Annotated in this window: 16 protein-coding genes; 10 read left to right on the plus strand and 6 right to left on the minus strand. The window is 72.8% G+C overall.

Annotation, left to right across the window (positions count from 1 at the left end; all coding sequences use genetic code 11):
• Nucleotides 1-550: 550 nt before the first annotated feature.
• Together AB0C36_RS28725 and AB0C36_RS28730 are read left to right on the plus strand one after the other, a co-directional pair.
• Nucleotides 551-1,150 carry a TetR/AcrR family transcriptional regulator gene (locus AB0C36_RS28725; RefSeq protein ID WP_358359451.1) on the plus strand — a complete coding sequence of 200 codons (600 nt, stop codon included), beginning with the start codon at nucleotides 551-553 and terminating at the stop codon, nucleotides 1,148-1,150.
• Between the two features lie 110 nt (nucleotides 1,151-1,260).
• Nucleotides 1,261-2,787, plus strand: a complete 1,527-nt coding sequence (locus AB0C36_RS28730) for an MFS transporter (RefSeq protein ID WP_358359453.1) — start codon at nucleotides 1,261-1,263, stop codon at nucleotides 2,785-2,787.
• 133 nt (nucleotides 2,788-2,920) lie between these two features.
• Here AB0C36_RS28730 and AB0C36_RS28735 read toward each other — a convergent pair whose 3' ends face one another.
• From AB0C36_RS28735 to AB0C36_RS28745, 3 genes are all read right to left on the minus strand, one after another.
• Nucleotides 2,921-3,169 (minus strand): helix-turn-helix domain-containing protein, encoded by a 249-nt coding sequence (locus tag AB0C36_RS28735; RefSeq protein WP_358359455.1) that lies wholly within the window; start codon nucleotides 3,167-3,169, stop codon nucleotides 2,921-2,923.
• 430 nt (nucleotides 3,170-3,599) lie between these two features.
• Nucleotides 3,600-4,118: a low molecular weight protein-tyrosine-phosphatase gene (locus AB0C36_RS28740; protein ID WP_358359458.1), complete on the minus strand. Its 519-nt coding sequence runs from the start codon at nucleotides 4,116-4,118 to the stop codon at nucleotides 3,600-3,602.
• Nucleotides 4,119-4,122: 4 nt separating this feature from the next.
• A complete protein-coding gene (locus AB0C36_RS28745) occupies nucleotides 4,123-4,581 on the minus strand; it encodes a DUF5997 family protein (protein WP_358359460.1) in 459 nt (152 codons plus the stop codon).
• A gap of 58 nt (nucleotides 4,582-4,639) precedes the next feature.
• Here AB0C36_RS28745 and AB0C36_RS28750 point away from each other — a divergent pair, with 58 nt between their 5' ends.
• Nucleotides 4,640-5,431 carry a LysR substrate-binding domain-containing protein gene (locus tag AB0C36_RS28750; RefSeq protein ID WP_358359463.1) on the plus strand — a complete coding sequence of 264 codons (792 nt, stop codon included), beginning with the start codon at nucleotides 4,640-4,642 and terminating at the stop codon, nucleotides 5,429-5,431.
• Nucleotides 5,432-5,462: 31 nt separating this feature from the next.
• On the opposite strand, the gene AB0C36_RS28755 is transcribed toward AB0C36_RS28750, so the two are convergent.
• From AB0C36_RS28755 to AB0C36_RS28765, 3 genes are read right to left on the minus strand one after another with little or no spacing between them, the layout of a single operon-like run.
• Nucleotides 5,463-7,058, minus strand: coding sequence for a GNAT family N-acetyltransferase (locus tag AB0C36_RS28755; RefSeq protein ID WP_358359466.1), 1,596 nt, complete (start codon nucleotides 7,056-7,058; stop codon nucleotides 5,463-5,465).
• Complete coding sequence (locus AB0C36_RS28760) at nucleotides 7,055-8,260, minus strand: anhydro-N-acetylmuramic acid kinase (RefSeq protein ID WP_358359524.1); 1,206 nt, start codon at nucleotides 8,258-8,260, stop codon at nucleotides 7,055-7,057. The genes AB0C36_RS28755 and AB0C36_RS28760 overlap by 4 nt, the downstream gene beginning before the upstream one ends.
• A gap of 32 nt (nucleotides 8,261-8,292) precedes the next feature.
• Nucleotides 8,293-9,540, minus strand: a complete 1,248-nt coding sequence (locus AB0C36_RS28765) for a serine hydrolase domain-containing protein (protein ID WP_358359468.1) — start codon at nucleotides 9,538-9,540, stop codon at nucleotides 8,293-8,295.
• 178 nt (nucleotides 9,541-9,718) lie between these two features.
• On the opposite strand from AB0C36_RS28765, the gene AB0C36_RS28770 reads away from it, so the two are divergent.
• The 7 genes from AB0C36_RS28770 to AB0C36_RS28800 all read left to right on the plus strand — a co-directional run bounded on the left by AB0C36_RS28770 (nucleotide 9,719) and on the right by AB0C36_RS28800 (nucleotide 17,632).
• Nucleotides 9,719-11,236: an ABC transporter substrate-binding protein gene (locus AB0C36_RS28770; RefSeq protein WP_358359471.1), complete on the plus strand. Its 1,518-nt coding sequence runs from the start codon at nucleotides 9,719-9,721 to the stop codon at nucleotides 11,234-11,236.
• A gap of 273 nt (nucleotides 11,237-11,509) precedes the next feature.
• On the plus strand, nucleotides 11,510-12,472 hold the full coding sequence (locus AB0C36_RS28775; RefSeq protein WP_358359473.1) for an ABC transporter permease: 963 nt from the start codon (nucleotides 11,510-11,512) through the stop codon (nucleotides 12,470-12,472).
• On the plus strand, nucleotides 12,469-13,371 hold the full coding sequence (locus tag AB0C36_RS28780) for an ABC transporter permease (RefSeq protein WP_358359475.1): 903 nt from the start codon (nucleotides 12,469-12,471) through the stop codon (nucleotides 13,369-13,371). Before AB0C36_RS28775 ends, AB0C36_RS28780 begins: the two co-directional genes overlap by 4 nt.
• Nucleotides 13,368-14,465, plus strand: coding sequence for an ABC transporter ATP-binding protein (locus AB0C36_RS28785; RefSeq protein ID WP_358359478.1), 1,098 nt, complete (start codon nucleotides 13,368-13,370; stop codon nucleotides 14,463-14,465). The genes AB0C36_RS28780 and AB0C36_RS28785 overlap by 4 nt, the downstream gene beginning before the upstream one ends.
• Entirely contained in the window at nucleotides 14,449-15,597 is a 1,149-nt protein-coding gene (locus tag AB0C36_RS28790; RefSeq protein WP_358359481.1) for an ABC transporter ATP-binding protein, read from the plus strand. Before AB0C36_RS28785 ends, AB0C36_RS28790 begins: the two co-directional genes overlap by 17 nt.
• Nucleotides 15,594-16,586, plus strand: coding sequence for a MurR/RpiR family transcriptional regulator (locus AB0C36_RS28795; RefSeq protein WP_358359484.1), 993 nt, complete (start codon nucleotides 15,594-15,596; stop codon nucleotides 16,584-16,586). Before AB0C36_RS28790 ends, AB0C36_RS28795 begins: the two co-directional genes overlap by 4 nt.
• Nucleotides 16,583-17,632 (plus strand): N-acetylmuramic acid 6-phosphate etherase, encoded by a 1,050-nt coding sequence (locus tag AB0C36_RS28800; RefSeq protein ID WP_358359487.1) that lies wholly within the window; start codon nucleotides 16,583-16,585, stop codon nucleotides 17,630-17,632. Before AB0C36_RS28795 ends, AB0C36_RS28800 begins: the two co-directional genes overlap by 4 nt.
• Nucleotides 17,633-17,634: the final 2 nt, after the last annotated feature.

The following is a 17,634-nucleotide window of genomic DNA, read 5'->3' on the forward strand; positions in this document are numbered from 1 at the left end:
ATCGCCCGCCTGCACAACCTCACCCTCGCCGGATGACCGGCGAATCAAGCCGCCACACTCCGACAACCGAGATCATTTACGGGACAACCCTTAGGACGCAGCTTTGCGGGCGCGGGTGACGGGTGGGCTATTTCTCCAGATCTCGGCTCAAGCCCGCTTCCTGGCTTTCCGCGAGAGTGCGGAACGTGGTGGCTCCGCCCCAAGGACCGGAATCGCCCGCCCCCACGTCCCGCACGTCGCCGACGGTCAAAGGGGCGGTACGACCCGCCCCGCCTGCCGCCTTCACAAAGCACGCACGGGCAATCTGCGAGACGCGTCCCGCGCCGGACGTGCCGGCCGGGTGCGCGCGTGCGGCCGGCACGTCCGGATCATCGCTGAGGCGTCGGGCCGCCGGGTGGCCGGAATTCGCCCGCGAAAAGTTGTTCTGATGGGGAATCAGATCGCCCGGCCGCCGGTTCCTCTCCACCGGACGCCTGCGAAGTGATCCACCCGTACGAAACGGTTTCGTTTCGATAGGCTATGCTCCTCGGGCAACAGGGAAGGAGGCGGGATGCCGACCGAGCAGGCGACGACACCCGAGCGGCGCAGCCGGCTGACGCCGGAGCGCGAGCGGGAGCTGTACGACGCCGTCATCGCGCTGCTGCGCGAGGTCGGCTACGAGGCGCTCACCATGGACGCCATCGCCGCCCGTGCCCGGACCAGCAAGGCCACCCTCTACCGCCAGTGGCAGGGCAAGCCCCGGCTGGTCATCCACGCACTCGCCCACCTGCGGCCGGTCCACCTCGGCGGCGACGACACCGGCTCCCTCGACGGGGACCTGCGCTCGGTCGCACGCCATCTGGCCGCACTCGCCCAGGACGACGCCGGGCTGCACGCCTCCATGAGCCACGTCGTCATGACCAACCACGAACTCGGTGAGATGCTCCGCGAGGTCCTCATCCGGCCCGAACGCGAAGCCTTCGACGCCCTGGTGCAGCGGGCCGTCGACCGCGGAGAACTCGCCCGCATGCCCGCCGCCACCGACTACTGCGGCGGAATCCTCGTCCAGGCGGTCCTCAACAGGCCGCTGTGCGACGGGGTGCCGGCCACCGAGTCGTACCTGAACGACATCATCGACACGGTGGTCCTGCACGCACTTCGTCACAGCTGAGCGCTCTCGTTCGTCATATAGCCGAACGCTCGGCCCACATCGCCGATCCGGGCCCCACAACCGGCCCGGTCGGACCGATCCGCAATAACACCCGCACCGGGGGTACCTCCATGTCCCAAGCCACTCTCGATCCGTCCCGACCGACTCCCGGCGGCGCGTCCGAGGACCACTCCTCGCGCCGCTGGTGGGTGCTGGTCGTCGTCGCCGTCGCGCAGCTCATGGTCGTCCTTGACGCGACCATCGTCACCGTCGCCCTGCCGGACGCGCAGGCCGACCTCAACATGTCGGACGCCAACAAGCAGTGGGTCGTCACGGCGTACGCGCTGTCCTTCGGCGCCCTGCTCCTGCTCGGCGGCCGCATCGCCGACTTCTGGGGCCGGAAGAAGGCGTTCGTCACCGGCATGGCCGGCTTCGCCGCCGCCTCCGCACTCGGCGGCATCGCGCAGAACGAGGCCATGCTGTTCGGCGCCCGGGCGCTCCAGGGTGTCTTCGGCGCGCTGCTCGCCCCCGCGGCGCTGGCGATCCTCACCGTCACGTTCACCGAAGGCCGGGAACGCGCCAAGGCGTTCGCCGTCTACGGCGGCATCTCGGCAGGTGGCGCGGCCATCGGCCTGCTGCTCGGCGGCGTGCTCACCGAGTACGCGTCGTGGCGCTGGACCCTGCTGGTGAACGTCCCCATCGCCGCCGTCTCCATCTTCGCCGCGCTGCCGATCCTCAAGGAGAGCCGCGCCGAGGGGAACACCCGGTACGACATCCCCGGTGCCATAACCGTCACCCTCGGCCTCGCCGCCCTCGTGTACGGCTTCACCCGTGCCGCGGAGGAGGGCTGGACCGACGGCGTCACGCTGGTCATGCTGGTCGCCGGCGTCCTGCTGCTGGGCCTGTTCACCTTGATCGAGAGCCGTACGCAGCATGCGCTGCTGCCGCTCCGCGTGGTCGCCGACCGCAACCGCGGCGGCTCCCTCCTGGTCATGCTGCTCGTCGGCGCGGCCTTCATCGGCTCGACGATGTTCATGATCTTCTACATGCGCGTCGTGCTCGAGTACGGCGCGGTGAAGGCGGGCGCGGGCGCGCTCGGCATCACCGTCGGCGTCTTCATCACCGCGGGCGCCTCGGCGGCACTGCTGCCGAAGATCGGCCCGCGGATCCCGCTCACGGTCGGCTCGCTGCTGGCCGCCGGCGGTACGTTCTGGCTCACCTTCCTCTCCACCGAGCGCCAGTACCTGAGCGACGTGCTGCCGGGCATGGTCCTGATCGGCCTGGGCCTCGGCCTGGTGTTCACCTCGGTCGCGAGCACCGCGCTGATCGGCATCACCGGCCACGACGCGGGCGCCGCCAGCGCCTCGATCAACGCCGTCCAGCAGGTCGGCGGCGCCCTCGGCACCGCCCTGCTCAACAGCATCGCGACCTCCGCCTTCGACGACTCCATGTCGGACAAGGCGGCGGAACTCGGCCCGCAGATGGGTGACGCGAACGTCGCCCACCAGGCGTTCGTCGACGCGAGCCTGGACAGCTACACCCAGGCGTTCGGCTGGGCCGCCGCGATCATGGTGGTCGGCGCGGTCATCGCCGCCCTCCTGGTCAACGCCGGCAAGGACGCCCTCCCCAGCGAGGGCGGCGCCGTCCACATGGGCTGACCCCCAAAAAGCGCACCGACACAAGACGGCGCGGCGATCGGAAACCCCGATCCCCGCGCCGTCCGCGCGTCCGCCCCGCGGCTGCGTGGCGCGGGCCCGCGCCAACCGCGAACCGACGTCGTACGGGAGCCGTTCAGGCGGCTGACGAATACGGGGTCATCGTGTACTCGATGACATCCCGCCCGTCGACAACGTCCACGACGATCACGACGCGGATGTCCAGTGCCTTGGCCGGCCGCTGGACCCGAGCGAGCGTCGGAGTCACGCCGGCATGCTCGATCGCCGAGATGTTCGCCTGCCGCATCCCCGTGGCCTCGGCGAGTTTCTGCTGCGTCCTACCCTTCGCCCTGCGGGCCGCGTTGATCGCGAGGCCGAAGTCCACGGCCTGTTCGATCTCGTCGATTCATGCCGGGACTTCCAGGGATAGCCGTCGTACGCGAACTCGCGCGTCGGGTCGAACTCCCACAGCCGACTGCTCATCGGCCTCCGAGAACTTCGCGTTCGGCATCGCGCAGCATCTGGCCCAGTTCGGCCGACGCCGATCTGGACGCGGCACGGTCCGGCGCCGTCATCGACAGATGCTCAAGGTTCCGCCAGCGGCGTGCCCGCTCGAGGAACACGGACGACGGCGACACGGATCGACCAGTCCACCAGGAACGTCCGCGCGTTCGCCTCCATCGGCGGCTGCGGAAGCGTCGCCCCACTGTCGTCCAGCGGCTGCGCTCCCGACTTGTGCCTCGTCGATCGGCCGACGCCCATGGTTCGGACCGCCCGAGCTATCGCCCGCGTGGCCGAGCTGGGGTGCAAACGGATCAGGGGGCGGTGGTCAGGTGGCTGCGGATGTGGGTGATCAGGCCGGGGGCGGCTGACTCGATGAGGGTGAGGACTTCCTCGAAGGCTTCGGGGCCGTCGTAGTACGGGTCCGGGACGTCGAGGTCGTCGTCGGCGTCGGGGTCGAACTCGCGGAGCAGGCGCACCTTTGCGCGGCCGGCGTCGTCGGGGGCGCGGCGGCGCAGTTCGCGGAGATGGTCGCTGTCGAGGGCGACCACCAGGTCGTACGACGGGAACCACGTCGCGTCGAACCGGCGCGCGGCGTGCCCGGTTTCGTAGCCGGCCGCGCGCAGGACGGCGTCCGTACGGTGGTCGGCCGGCTTGCCGCGGTGCCAGCCCTCCGTGCCGGAGCTGTCCACCTCCACGAGGCCGTCCAGGCCCTCGTCCTCGACGACCTTGCGGAAGACCCACTCGGCCATCGGCGACCGGCAGATGTTGCCGGTGCAGACGAAGGTGACGCGGTAGGGGCGGGTGGCGGGTTCGTCCACCGGCAGCGCCACGGGACTACCGCCGACCGCCGCGCCCGGCCGGGCGCTTCGGGGCGGGCTTGGCGGCCCGCGCGGGTGCGGGGGCGTCCTTCTTCGCCTGCTCGTCCTGCTGCTTCTCCTTGAGGCGCGCGGCCTCGCGCCGGACCTCGGCCTGGGTGGCGCGCTCCTGCTCCAGCCACTCGGGCGCCTCGTCCTTCAGCGCCTCGATCTCGTCGGTGGTCAGCGCCTCGGTGACGCCGCCGCGGGCCAGGCCCGCGATGGAGACGCCCAGCTTCGCGGCCACCACGGGACGCGGATGCGGTCCGTTGCGGCGCAGTTCGCGCAGCCACTCGGGCGGGTCGGTCTGGAGCGCGTTCAGCTCGTCGCGCGAGACGACACCCTCCTGGAACTCGGGCGGGGTGGCCTGGAGGTACACACCCAGCTTCTTCGCCGCGGTCGCGGGCTTCATCGTCTGGGCGGTCTTGTGCGACGTCATGGCGCCAAGGGTAGCGAGCATGCGCGGCCCCTCGGATCACGCCCGGTAACCTGACGGGGTGACAGGCTCGGAGACACCCCTTTCGTTCCGGCTCGCGTACGTTCCCGGGGTGACGCCCGCCAAATGGGTGCGGACCTGGCACGAGCGCCTGCCGGACGTCCCGCTCGAACTGGTCGCGGCGACCGCGGACGAGGCGGCCGGCCTGCTGCGCGACGGCGGCGCCGACGCCGGGCTGGTACGCCTACCGGTCGACCGCACCGCGCTGAGCGCGATTCCCCTCTATACCGAGACCACGGTCGTCGTCGTGCCGAAGGACCACGTCGTGACGGCGGCGGACGAGGTGACGACGGAGGACCTGGCCGACGAGATCGTGCTGCACCCGCTCGACGACGCCCTCCCGTGGGAGGAACTGCCCGGGCGCCCCGCGGTCGAGCGGCCCGCGACCACCGGGGACGCGGTCGAGCTGGTGGCGGCGGGGGTCGGCGTGCTCGTCGTCCCGCAGTCGCTGGCGCGGCTGCACCACCGCAAGGACCTGACCTACCGGCCGCTGACCGACGCCCCCGAGTCGCGGGTCGCGCTGTCGTGGCGCGAGGGGGAGACCACGGACCTGGTGGAGGAGTTCATCGGGATCGTGCGCGGCCGCACAGTCAACAGCTCGCGCGGCCGTACGCCCACCCCGCCGCAGCCCAAGGCCGCGCGTACGTCTGCCGGAGGCCGGTCAGGGGGAGCGGCCGGCGGGTCCAAGGGCAAAGCCGCCGGCAAGCCGACGGGCAAGACCGGCGGAACCCGCGCCAATCCGCCGCGCGGGGCCGCCCCCGCGAAGCGCGGCAAACCGCGCCGCAAGGGCTGACGGCGGCGGCCGTCGCCGCACCGGCGTGCGGTCAGGTCGCCGCCCACCAGCCCGCGTCCAGGTCGTGGGCCAGTGGGCCCACGGTGGCGGCGGCCGCCAAGTGCCGGGCGGCGGCGACGCCTTCGGCCGGTTCGAGCATGCAGCCGACCACCAGGCCCAGCCCGGTTTCGGCGCACGCGGCGACCACCTCCCGCGCGGGGCCGAGGCCTCCGCACTTGAGGAGCTTGAGGTTGACCAGGTCCGCCGCGGACGCGTCGGCGACGCGGCGTACGTCGTCCGCGGTGAAGACGCTTTCGTCGGCGAGGACCGGCCAGGGGGAGTTCCGGCGGACGTGCGCCAAGCCGGCGAGGTCGGCGGCGCGGACCGGTTGTTCGACCAGTTCGAGGTCGATGCCGAGAGCCGCGATCCGGTCCAGTACGTGGACCGCCTCGTCGGGCGTCCAGGCCTGGTTGGCGTCGACGCGCAGCACGACGCGGCGTTCGGCGCCCCCGAGTCCGGCGTGGACCTCGGACACGCGGCGTACGTCCACCTCGGCGTCGGCGAGCTTGAGCTTGAGTGTGTCGAAGCCCGCTTCCGCGGCCTCGAGCGCCGAGGTGGCCATTGCCGCCGGGCTGTCCACGCTGATTGTGAGGTCCGACCGGACGGGCAGGGGTGTGTTGCCGAGGAGTCCGGGGAGGCCGGTGCGGGCGAACGCCGGGGACGACGCCGCAAGGTGGTGCAGAGCCACGTCGGCGGCGGCCCTGGCGGACGCCACCCCCGGCGCCGCCGCCTCGACCGCGCGCAGCGCCTGCGCGAAGTCCCGCGGACCGCGGCGCAAGGCGTGGCTGATCGGTCCGTGCAGGGCGGCAAGGACGGCGTCCGCGGTGTCGCCGGTGACCGCCGGGGTCGCGACCGTGGAGCCGGTCGCCGACAGGCCGTCCGCTGTGTGCAGGGTGACCTCGATCGCCGACAGGGTGTGGACCGTGCGCAGGGCGGTGCGGAACGGCCGGCGCAGCGGCCGCTGGACCACCGTCGTGGACACCGCGCGGACTCGGGGGAGGGTGAGGTCCGGTAGCGCCGGGAGCGGGCGCGGCTCGTTGCGGGCGGGGCGCCGCATGGGTATCTGGGGTGTGCGCCAGCGCGGATCGGTCCGCCGGGGGCCCGCGGGGCGGAACCCGGCCTTCTCGTACACCGAGCGGGCGCGGGAGTTCGCCTCGAACACCCACAGTCCCACGGCCCGCCCAGGCATCGCGTCGAGGGCGTGGCGCAGGAGACGGCCCCCGATGCCGAGGCCCGAGGCGGCCGGATGGACGTAGAGCGCCGCGAGGTAGCCGTCGCGCCCGCCCGCGCCGCCCTCGCGGTCCGACCGGTCCGACCGGTCCGTGACGTCGTCGCCGAAACGGGCGAACCCGACCGGCTCCCCGGCGGTGCCGAGCGCCAGGACCGTGATCAGCCGCGGGTCGTCGAGCCCCACCGCCAGGTCGGCGGCGACGCTCCCGGGTTGCAGGGAGTCGAGCACGTCGTCCGGGACGATCCCGCCGTACGCCCCCAGCCAGGACCGGACGAAGATCTCGGCCATCGCCGGAAGGTCGTCGTGCGTCGCACCGCGCAGGCCGGATCCGGCCGCCACCCGCTCCGCCGCGCTCACGGGACCACTCGCATGTACCGCGGCTGCACCGTTGCCGGGGCCGGGAGTTCGAGCGGCCGCGCCCCCGGGGTGAGGGAGCCGAGGACGGATCCGCGCCGGGCGCCGGTGGCGGAGGGGACGGTGCCCTCCAGCCCGTGCACGGCGAGGTAGCCGAGGAGCGCGAACAGGTACGCCTCTTTGCCCTGCGCCGGGAGCCCGAAGTCGTCGATGGGGCGGATGCCGGTGCCGGCGGCGAGTTCCGCGATGCGGCGCATGAGGGTGGGGTTGCGTACCCCGCCCCCCGCGACCACCAGTTCGGTCACGTCGTGCTCGCGGCACGCGTCGGCGACCAGCCGCGCGGTGAGTTCGGTCAGCGTGGCGAGGAGGTCGTCGGCCCCGATCGCCCGGCCGCCCAGTGCCTCGCGGACGTACTCGGCATGGAAGAGCTCCTTGCCCGTCGACTTCGGCGGAGCGAGCCGGTAGTAGGGCTCGGCCAGCAGACGGTCGAGGAGTTCGCGGTCCACCCGGCCGCGCGCGGCCCGGGCGCCGTCCTTGTCCATCCGCTCCGCCCCGTCCGTCGCGTCGACGACGGCCGTGTCCATCAGCGCGTTCGCCGGGCCGATGTCGTACGCGATCACCCGGCCCTCGCGGTCCCGCACCGTGATGTTGGCGATGCCGCCGAGGTTGAGCGACCCGCGCCGTACGCCCGGCCGCGGCTCGCCCGGGCCGTCGGCGGGCGCCGGCTCCCCGGACAGGACCAGCAGTTCGTCGAGCGTGGAGGCCAGCGGTGCCGCGTGCCCGCCGCGGGTGATGTCGCGGGTGCGCAGGTCGGTGACCGTCATGAGCCCGGTGGCCTCGGCGATCCATGCGGCGGCACCCAGTTGCAGCGTGCCCAGCGCGTGTCCGCCCTCCACCCAGTGGTAGACGGTCTGGCCGTGCGAGACCACCAAGTGCGCCTCGCCGCCCGCGACTTCATGGTTGGCCCGGGCGGCGACCGCGCCGAACAACCGGCCGAGTTCGGTGTCGAGGCGGCAGACCTCGGCCAGCGTGGTGGGGTGCGGCGGCAGGGCGGCCGAGAGGCGGGCGCGCAGTTCCTCGGGCACGTCCTCGCTGTACGTGCCGCGAGGGCGGCAGACGACTGCGGTCCCGTCCAGCGCGAAGTCGGCCACGGCCGCGTCGACGGCGTCGTACGAGGTCCCGGACAGTATGCCGATGACGGTCAGATCCACGCGGTTCTCCAGGTGAGCTGGTCGGTCTATGTGTTCAGGTGGTCCGCGGCCGCGGCCAGTACGCGCAGCCACATCTCCTCGGTCGGCCGCAGGTCGCCGAGCGACGCCGGCGGCGTTTCCGCGCCTCCGGATTCGCCGCCCGCCCCTCCGGCGCCCCCACCCACGGCGTGCAGGCGGTTGGTGATCATCGCGACGGCGGCACCGCGGTCCGGCAGCGCGGCCACGGCCACGCCCGGGAACCCGGTGTGCCCGAGCGCTCTGCCCCAGGGGCCGTGCCAGACGCGCAGGCCGAGGGCCTGCCCGGGGTCGGCCCCCGGGGTGGCGAACGCCTCCGCGGTCACGGGGCGGATCGGGCCGCGACCGCGGAGGCTGTCGTCGAGGGCACCGGCGAAGCGCAGCAGGTCCGCGGCCGTGGTGAACATGCCGGCGTGCCCGGCCGCGCCGCCGAAGGCGTGGAACGCGTTGCCGTCGTTGACCTCGCCGACCAGCACGTGGTCGCGCCAGCCGGGGAACGCGTCCGCCGCGGCGGCGACCTCGGCCGGGACCGGGTACGGCGTGCCGGTGGCGACCATCGCGCGTTCCACCCGGTCTCCGGTGGAACTCGCGGCGACCGGGCCGCCGGGGACCGGTGCGCGGTACGCGGTCCCGGTCAGTCCGTACGGCCTCAGCACCAGTTCCGCGACCGTGTGCTCCAGGCCGCCACCGATGCGCGCCAGCACGCCGCCGAGCAGGATGAAGCCGAGGTCGGAGTAGTGGCGTCCGGCGCCGATCGGGTAGCGCCGGGGGATGCGCGCCGCTCGGGTCACCGCATCGGTCCCGCCGCTCCCGTCGAGGTACAGCGGCCACCACTCGCGCAGTCCCGCACGGTGTTCCAGCAGGTCCCGCAGGCGGATGTCGGGATCGGGGCCGGGCACGTAGCGGTGCGCGGGGTCGTCGAGGTTCAGGTGGCCGAGGTCGGTCAGCGTCATGAGGGCCGCGGTCGTGCCCAGCACTTTGGTGACCGACCCGGCGTCGGTCCGGGTGGCCCACTGCATCGGTTCCGCTTCGGTCGCATTGGGCGTCGTCGTCGCCGGCGTCGCGGTGCGGCTTCCGGGCGGGTGCACCCGGCTGTGGCCGACCGCCGCATACGCGACGGTCCCCTGCGCCGCGACGGCGACCAGCGCCCCGGGAGGCGGCAGCCCGCCGAGCCGGGGGCCGACCAGTTCGGTGGCGGCTTCGCGCAGCGGGCCGGTCGTGAGGAGGACCGGTGGCGGGGGATGCGGTGTGGCGGTCACAGGCCAGAGGTTAATGGTTTACCTCTTGCCTGTCATCAAGGTGAAGATTTAACCTGAGCCAAGTTTGCCGCTCCGCAGCTCGAAGGACGTCGCCATGACAACTCGCATCGCGCCGCGTCGGGGGACCCCTCGGAAGGTGCGCGCCACCATCCGAAGAGGTCCGGCCCCCCGTCGCCTCATGACCGGCATCACGGCCGCCGCCGTCGCCCTCACGGTGGGGTTGTCCGCCTGCTCACCGAGCAGCGGTTCCTCGTCGTCCGGCGACGTCTCCGCCTTCACCGTCGCCCGCACCGGCGACATCGACAAGCTCGACCCGCAGCTCGCCACCGCGTTCCAGACCCAGCAGACCCTCGGCCTGGTCTACTCGTCGCTGGTCAAGACCGGCACCGACGGGTCCCTCCAGCCCGACCTGGCGACCGCCTGGACGATCTCGCCGGACAACCTGACCGTCACGTTCACCCTGCGTACGGGCGTCACCTGGCACGACGGCACGCCGTTCGGCTCGGCGGACGTGAAGGCCTCGCTCGAGCGCATCCTGAACCAGTCCACCGGAGCGGTCGCCCGCTCCAACCTGACCGCGATCACGGGCATCGACGCACCCGACCCGGCCACGGTCGTCCTCCACCTGAGCAAGCCCACGGCCTCGCTGCTCTACTCCCTCGCCTCGGTGAACACCTCGATCCTCGCGGCGAAGGACATCACCGCCGGCACCGTCGGCAAGTCGCCCGACGGCACCGGCCCCTTCACCTGGAAGCAGTGGGACCAGGGGCAGCAGGTGGTGCTGACCTCCAACGCCGCGTACTACGGCGGAGCCCCGGCGATCGGCACCCTCACCTTCCGGGTGATCCCGGACGAGGCGTCGATCCTGTCCGGCATGAAGGCCGGCGCCTTCCAGATCGGCCTGATCTCCGACCCCGGCATCGCGCAGCAGGCCGGCTCCGGCGGCGGTTACGAGCTGGTCAAGCAACCGACGCTGGCGTACCACACGTTCATGCTCAACGGCCGCCGCGGACCGCTCCAGAACCAGCAGGTCCGCCAGGCGATCGCGTGTGCCGTCGACCGGGACCAGGTCCTCAAGACCGCCGCCTACGGAGACGGCACGGTCACCGGCCCCATCACCAGCCCCGCGTTCCCGTACCCGGCCACCGAGGGACTGCCGTGCACGCCCGGCGACACCGCCCAGGCCAAGCAGATGCTCGCGGCGGCCGGCTACGGCGGCGGATTCACGCTCGACACGATCGTCGAGACCGGCGAGTACGCCTCCGCGGGTGCCGAGGCGCAGAACCTGCAGGCCCAGCTCGCCAAGATCGGCGTGAACCTCCAGTTGCGCCAACTCCCCACCTCGCCGTACGTCCAGGCGTGGCTGGCCGCCGACTACGAAGCCGCGGTCGCCCTCAACGGCGGCTCCTACGACCCCTATCTCATGTACGGGCGCTACTTCGGCGCCGGCGGCAGCCTGAGCAAGCCGGCCGGCCTGGAGTCGCCGAAGCTGGCCGATCTGCTCGCGCAGGGCAACGCCACCAACGACGAGGCGCAGCGGAAGGCCATCTACGGAGACCTGCAAAAGCAGCTCCTCGCCGAGTCCCCGTGGATCTGGATGTTCCGCTCGGACGACTACTACCTGGTCAAGTCCGGGGTGCAGGGCTTCACGGCGCGACCCGACGAACTGCTGACGTCGCTGGCGGCGGTGAAGTGACCCGAAGGCCCCCGGCCGCGGGCACCAGGGCACAGGCAGGAGCCTGACGGCCCAGCGGCCGGCCCAGGGCGGTCGGCGCGGCCCGCAGCCACGCCCCCCGTGGCGGCGACCACGCCGACCGCCCGACCGGACCGCGGCCCGGAACCTCCACCCGCGCCGCACCCTTCCACGGCCGACCCGCGACCGGCACCGCGATCGACCCGCACCACCAACTCACCCACCGACACCACCGACACCACGACCCGGTTCACAACCTCGAGAGGAGCCGACCGCATGCTGACCTGGCGATGGTTTGCCGCGCGGTTCGGAGGCGCCGTGCTCACCCTGGTGGGGGTGACAATCGTCGTCTTCGTCGTGCTGCGCACAATCCCGGGCGACGCCGTCACCGCGTCCCTCGGAACGGAGTCGGGCACCCTGACCCCGGAGCAGCGGGACTCGCTCAACCACTACTACGGCATCGACAAGTCGTGGTTCGAGCAGCTCTGGACATGGATCTCCGGCGTCCTGCACGGCGACCTCGGGCTCTCCGTGACCAGCGGCAAGACGGTCACCGAACTCCTCGGCACCGCACTGCCCGTGACCATCGAGGTCGCCGCGCTGGCCGCGCTGATGGGGACCGCGGCCGGGGTCGCGCTCGGCGTCCTGGCCGGCGCCCGGGCGGGCCGCAGGACCGACAGCGCGACCCAGGGCGCGGCCCTGGTAGGCCTGGCGATCCCCGAATTCGTGGTCGGAACCGCCGTCGTCACGATCCTCGCCGAGGTGTTCCGCTACTTCCCCAACACGGGCACGTTCGTCCCGCTGACGACCTCGTTCTCGGAGAACATGAGCCAGGTGTTCTATCCGGCACTCGTGCTGGCCATCCCCTTCGCCGCCAACGTCATGCGGACCACCCGTTCCGAGTACGTCGAGATGGCCGAGGCGGACTACGTGCGCACCGCCCGCGGAAAGGGCCTGCACCCCGGCCGGATCCGCCGCGCCCACATCCTGCGCAACGCCACGATCCCGATCGTCACCCTGACCGGCATCCAGTTCGGCTACCTGCTGGGCGGCACCGTCATCGTGGAGCAGATCTTCGCGCTCCCCGGCATGGGACGGCTCCTGCTGACCTCCATCACCAACCGCGACTACCCGGTCGTGCAAGGCACGGTGCTGGTCATCGCCGTGCTGTTCGTCCTGGTCAACCTGATCGTCGACCTGCTCTACCGGGCCATCGACCCAAGGACGCGAGCAGCATGAGCATCCAACCCCTGGCCACCGAGACCGAACCGGTCCCCGCCTCCACACCCGCGAACACCCGTACGCGTCTGCTCACCCGCGTGTGGCACGACCGCAACGGCAGGATCGGGCTGGTCGTCACCGGCGTGCTCGTCCTGGTCGCCCTGCTCGGCGCGGTCGGGGCCGTGCCGCACGACCCGATCGCGCAGCACCCCGACGACCGCCTCCAAGGCCCCTCCGGCACCTACTGGTTCGGCACCGACCAATTCGGCCGGGACATCGCCGCGCGCGTCGCGGTCGGCATCTGGACCTCGTTGCGCGTCGCCGTGCTGTCCGTCGCCATCGCCACGGTCATCGGTTCGGTGCTCGGCATCTGCGCCGGGTTCTTCCGGGGCTGGGTCGACCAGGCCGTCAGCCGCTTCGTCGACATCCTGTTCGCCTTCCCGGCGATCCTGCTGGCCCTCGCCGTCGTCACCGCGCTGGGCACCGGCTGGCAGAACACCGCGATCGCGATCGCCGTCGTGTACACGCCGATCTTCGCCCGGGTCTCCCGCGGACCCACGCTGTCCGTCGGCAACGCCGAGTACATCAAGGCGCAGCGGGTGCTGGGCACTCCGCTGCCGCGCATCATGCTCCGGCACGTACTGCCCAACGTCAGCGCGCCCATCGTCGTCCAGGTGACCCTGGCGCTGTCCTGGGCGATCCTCACCGAATCGTCCCTTTCGTTCCTCGGGCTCGGCACCCAGCCGCCCGCGGCCAGCCTCGGGCTGATGGTCTCGGACGCCCGCAGCACCGTCGCCAACGCCTGGTGGACCCTGACGTTCCCGGCGCTGGCGATCGTGGTCGCGGTGATCGCCCTGAACCTGCTCGGCGACGGGCTGCGCAGCGCCCTCGACCCCCGGCGGGAGTCCCGTTCATGAAGCACGACCCGAACACGCCGCAGGGCAGCGCGTACCGCAACGGCACGGCGCCCGCCGGGCCCGCCGAGGCTGTCCGGCCCGCCCGCGAACCGGTCCTGGCCGTACGCGGACTGCGCACCGCGGTCCGCACGGCCTCGGGGCCGCTGGAGATCCTGCGCGGCGTCGACCTCGACGTCGAGCGCGGCGAAACCGTGGCCGTGGTCGGCGAATCCGGCTCCGGCAAGTCGTTCACCGCACTCAGCGTGGCCGGCCTGCTGCCCGGCGGCGCCGAGGTCACCGACGGCCGGGTCCTCCTGGAGGGGCGCGACCTGGTCACCCTCCCCGAGGAGGAACGCCGCAGGATCCGGGGCGCCGAGATCGGCATGGTCTACCAGGACCCGATGACCTCGCTCAACCCGGTGATGCGCATCGGCAAGCAGGTCACCGAGGGCCTGCGCGCGCACGGATGGTCCAAGGAGGCCGCCCACGAGCGTGCGCTCGACGTGCTCGGGGAGGTCGGGCTGCCCTCCCCGCGCGCCCTCATGCGGCAGTACCCGCACCAGCTTTCGGGCGGCATGCGCCAGCGTGTGCTGATCGCCTGCGCGCTGGCGCCGCGGCCCAAGGTGCTGATCGCCGACGAGCCGACCACGGCGCTGGACGTCACCATCCAGCAGCAGATCCTGGCCACCGTGTCCCGGCTCCGCGACGAGTACGGCCTGGCCGTCGTGTGGATCACGCACGACCTGGGCGTGGTCGCGCGCATCGCCGACCGGGTAGCCGTCATGTACGCCGGACGCGTCGCGGAACTCTCCGGAACACGAAGGCTGTTCACCGCGCCGCAGCACCCCTACACCGACGGCCTGCTCCGGTCGCTGCCCACCCCGGCGCACCCGCACCAGGCCCCGCTGCCGCAGATCGGCGGCAGTCCGATCCTGCTGTCCGACCTGCCGCGAGGCTGCCCCTTCGCGGCGCGGTGCCCCCATCGCGCCGACCACTGCACCACCGAGGAACCGCCCCTGCTGGACCGCGATTCCTCGCGCGCGGCCTGCTGGTTCCCCCGGAACGAATGGACGGGGAAGCGATTGGAGGTGACCGGGCGTGCGCAGGACGCGTGACACCGCGGAACCGCCGCGGTCCTTGCCGGCCGACACCGAGAACGCCGGTGCCACCGGCGGGACACCGGCCATCGACGTCCGCGGCGTCGTACGGCATTACCGCTCGGCCGGCCGCGGCACCGTGCACGCGCTGGACGACGTCAGCGTGCGCGTCGAACGCGGCCGCGTGCTCGGCGTCGTCGGCGAGAGCGGTTGCGGCAAGTCGACGCTGGCCCGGTTGCTGACCCGGCTTGAGCGGCCCGACGCCGGCTCCGTCGAGGTGCTGGGCGCCCGGGTCGACACGGCGAAGCGGGGCGCGCTGCGCCGGTTGCGCCGCACGATCCAGCTGGTGTTCCAGGACCCGTACGCCTCACTCGACCCGCGCCAGCGCACCGGCGCCGCACTCGCCGAGGTCCTTGCCGTGCACGGCCTGCCGTCGGGCCCCGACCAGGTCGCCGCACTCCTCGAACAGGTCGGCCTGGTGCCCGCCCTGGCCGAGCGGTACCCGCACCAGCTCTCCGGCGGCCAGCGCCAGCGACTCGGCATCGCCCGGGCGCTCGCGGTGCGGCCCGAGGTCCTGGTGCTCGACGAACCGGTGTCCGCCCTGGACGTCTCGGTGCGTGCCGAGATCATGAACCTGCTGGTGAAGCTGCGCGAAGAGCTCGGGCTGACGTTCGTGTTCATCTCGCACGACCTGGGCATGGTCCGGCACTTCGCGGACGACATCGCGGTGATGTACCTGGGGAAGATCGTCGAGGTCGGCCCGTGGGACGCGGTGTCGGACGAGCCGCTGCACCCGTACACCAAGGCGCTGCAGGCGGCGGTCCTGCTGCCGGACCCGGCGCAGGGCCAGGGCGGGGTGGAAGCGGTCGTCACCGGGGAGGTCCCGGACGCCGCCGCGCCGCCCTCGGGCTGCCGCTTCCACCCGCGCTGCCCCCTGGCCGAGGACGTGTGCCGCACCGACGAGCCCGCACTGCTCCCGGTGCCGCGGGTCGGCGCGGCAGGCACGCCGGGATCGGGCGAACACCGCCTGGCCTGCCACGTGATGCGCCGCCGCCTTGCCGAAGCCGCGGATGCTGCACAATCGCCGTCGCAGACGACCGCGGATACGGCCGGAGCGGCCGTACGGGTCGAGAAGAAGACGGGGGAATGACCATGGCACCGACCCAGGACCGGGCAACCGAGAGCCGCGGGGCGACCGCGGGCACGCGCGTGTCAGGGCAGCCGGCAGCCACCCCGTCGGGACGCCGGGACCTGCTCGCCCGCCTCCGCGGGCTGGCGCCGTCCCTCGTGCCGTCGAAGCGCCGCGTGGCGGCCTGCATCCTCCGCGACCCGGCCATGGTGGCCGCCCAGACCATCACCGAACTCGCGCGCGCCGCACAGACGTCCGAGACGACGGTGCTGCGCCTGTGCCACGAACTCGGCCTCAACGGCTACCGCGACCTCCGTGTCGCGCTCGCCACCGAGTCGGGCCGCGAGCAGGAGCGTGCGGACGGCAATCGCAAGGTCGGGGGCGACATCGGCCGCGACGACGACCTCGACGCGATCATCGAGACGATCACCTACCACGACCGGCAGGCGATCGCCGACACCGCACGCATCCTGGACCGCGCGGCCATGGCCGAGGCCGTACGCCTGACATCCGTGGCACGCCGCATCGACATCGTCGGAGTCGGAGCCAGCGCCGTCATCGCTCTCGACCTTCAGCAGAAACTGCACCGCATAGGGCTCATCGCCTTCGCGTGGCACGACACCCACGCCGCGCTCACCGCGGCGGCGCTGCTCGGCCCGGACGACGTCGCCATCGGTGTCTCGCACAGCGGCGCCACGACCGACACCGTCGACGCCATCCGCGAGGCCGCCGCCCGCGGGGCGCGGACCGTCGCGCTGACCAGCGCCCCCAACTCGCCACTCGCCCAGATGGCCGACGTACTGCTCACCACCGCCGGCCGGGAGACGACCTTCCGCTCCGGCGCGACCGCGTCGCGGATCGCGGCGCTGAGCGTCGTCGACGTACTCTTCGCCGCCGTCGCCCAGCGCAATTACGACCGGGCGATCTCCGCCCTCGAAATCACCCGCCGGGCCGTCGCCGGCCGTCGCACCGACGCCGACGACGGCTCGTGGGAGGAAGACCGCACGTGAAACAGCCCCGGATCCACGTGATCTCCCCCACCGAAGAGGTCAACGACCGCACGCTGGACCTGGACCTCGTGCCCACGCTCGAACTCGTGCGGCTGATCAACGCCGAGGACCGCACGGTACCCGGTGCGGTAGCGGCCGTACTCCCGCGCATCGCGGACCTCGTGGACGTCGCGGCCGCCCGGGTGGCGGACGGCGGGCGTGTGCACTACTTCGGAGCAGGGACATCGGGCCGGCTCGGCGTCCTGGATGCCGCCGAACTCGCGCCCACCTTCGGGGTGTCCGACACGGTCGTCGCCCACCAGGCGGGCGGAGCGCGGGCGTTCGTCACCGCGGTCGAGGACGCCGAGGATGTGGTCGACGGCACCGACACCGGCGACATCCGCTCCGGCGACGTCGTGATCGGGCTGGCCGCGTCGGGGCGCACACCCTACGTCGGCGCGGCCCTGTCGGCGGCCCGCGTGCTCGGCGTGCCCACCGCGCTGGTCACGTCGAACCCCGCGGCTCCGCTCGCCGAGTTCGCGGACTACGTGCTGGTCGCCGACACCGGCCCGGAGGCGCTGACCGGCTCGACCCGGCTCAAGGCCGGCAGCGCGCAGAAGCTGATCCTCAACACCTTCTCGACCGCGTTGATGGTGCGTCTGGGGCACACGTTCGGCAACCTGATGGTGGACTTGCAGGCCACCAACGCGAAGCTGCGCGGTCGTTCGCTGGACGTGCTGGGCCAGGCCACCGGAGTACCCCGCGCCGAGGCCGCCGCCGCGCTCGACGCGTGCGGGGACATCAAGACCGCGGTCGTCTACCTCCTGGCCCGGCGACCCGACCCCGCCCGGCCAGGCGACGGAGCCGGCACCGGGTCCGCAACCGGGTCCGAAACCGGGACTGATGTCGGGTCCGGGACGGGGCGCGGCGTCGGGCCGAGCCCCGAACAGTGCCGGACCGCACTGGCGGATGCCGGCGGATACGTGCGCCGCGCCCTGACCGCCCTCGCCGCCGCGCCGAGCGGCCGCCCCGCACCGCCGGCCCCGCCGTCGGCCGACCGGAGGTGAGC

This window comes from Streptodolium elevatio, from assembly GCF_040649515.1.
Classification (GTDB): Bacteria; Actinomycetota; Actinomycetes; order Streptomycetales; family Streptomycetaceae; genus Yinghuangia; species Yinghuangia elevatio.

What these genes read in the sequence shown, in the direction of transcription:
- AB0C36_RS28725 (WP_358359451.1), top strand. Translation starts at nt 551, where the DNA reads ATGCCGACCGAGCAGGCGACGACACCCGAGCGGCGCAGCCGGCTGACG.
- AB0C36_RS28730 (WP_358359453.1), top strand. Translation starts at nt 1,261, where the DNA reads ATGTCCCAAGCCACTCTCGATCCGTCCCGACCGACTCCCGGCGGCGCG.
- AB0C36_RS28745 (WP_358359460.1), bottom strand. Translation starts at nt 4,581, where the DNA reads ATGACGTCGCACAAGACCGCCCAGACGATGAAGCCCGCGACCGCGGCG.
- AB0C36_RS28770 (WP_358359471.1), top strand. Translation starts at nt 9,719, where the DNA reads ATGACCGGCATCACGGCCGCCGCCGTCGCCCTCACGGTGGGGTTGTCC.
- AB0C36_RS28775 (WP_358359473.1), top strand. Translation starts at nt 11,510, where the DNA reads ATGCTGACCTGGCGATGGTTTGCCGCGCGGTTCGGAGGCGCCGTGCTC.
- AB0C36_RS28780 (WP_358359475.1), top strand. Translation starts at nt 12,469, where the DNA reads ATGAGCATCCAACCCCTGGCCACCGAGACCGAACCGGTCCCCGCCTCC.
- AB0C36_RS28785 (WP_358359478.1), top strand. Translation starts at nt 13,368, where the DNA reads ATGAAGCACGACCCGAACACGCCGCAGGGCAGCGCGTACCGCAACGGC.
- AB0C36_RS28795 (WP_358359484.1), top strand. Translation starts at nt 15,594, where the DNA reads ATGACCATGGCACCGACCCAGGACCGGGCAACCGAGAGCCGCGGGGCG.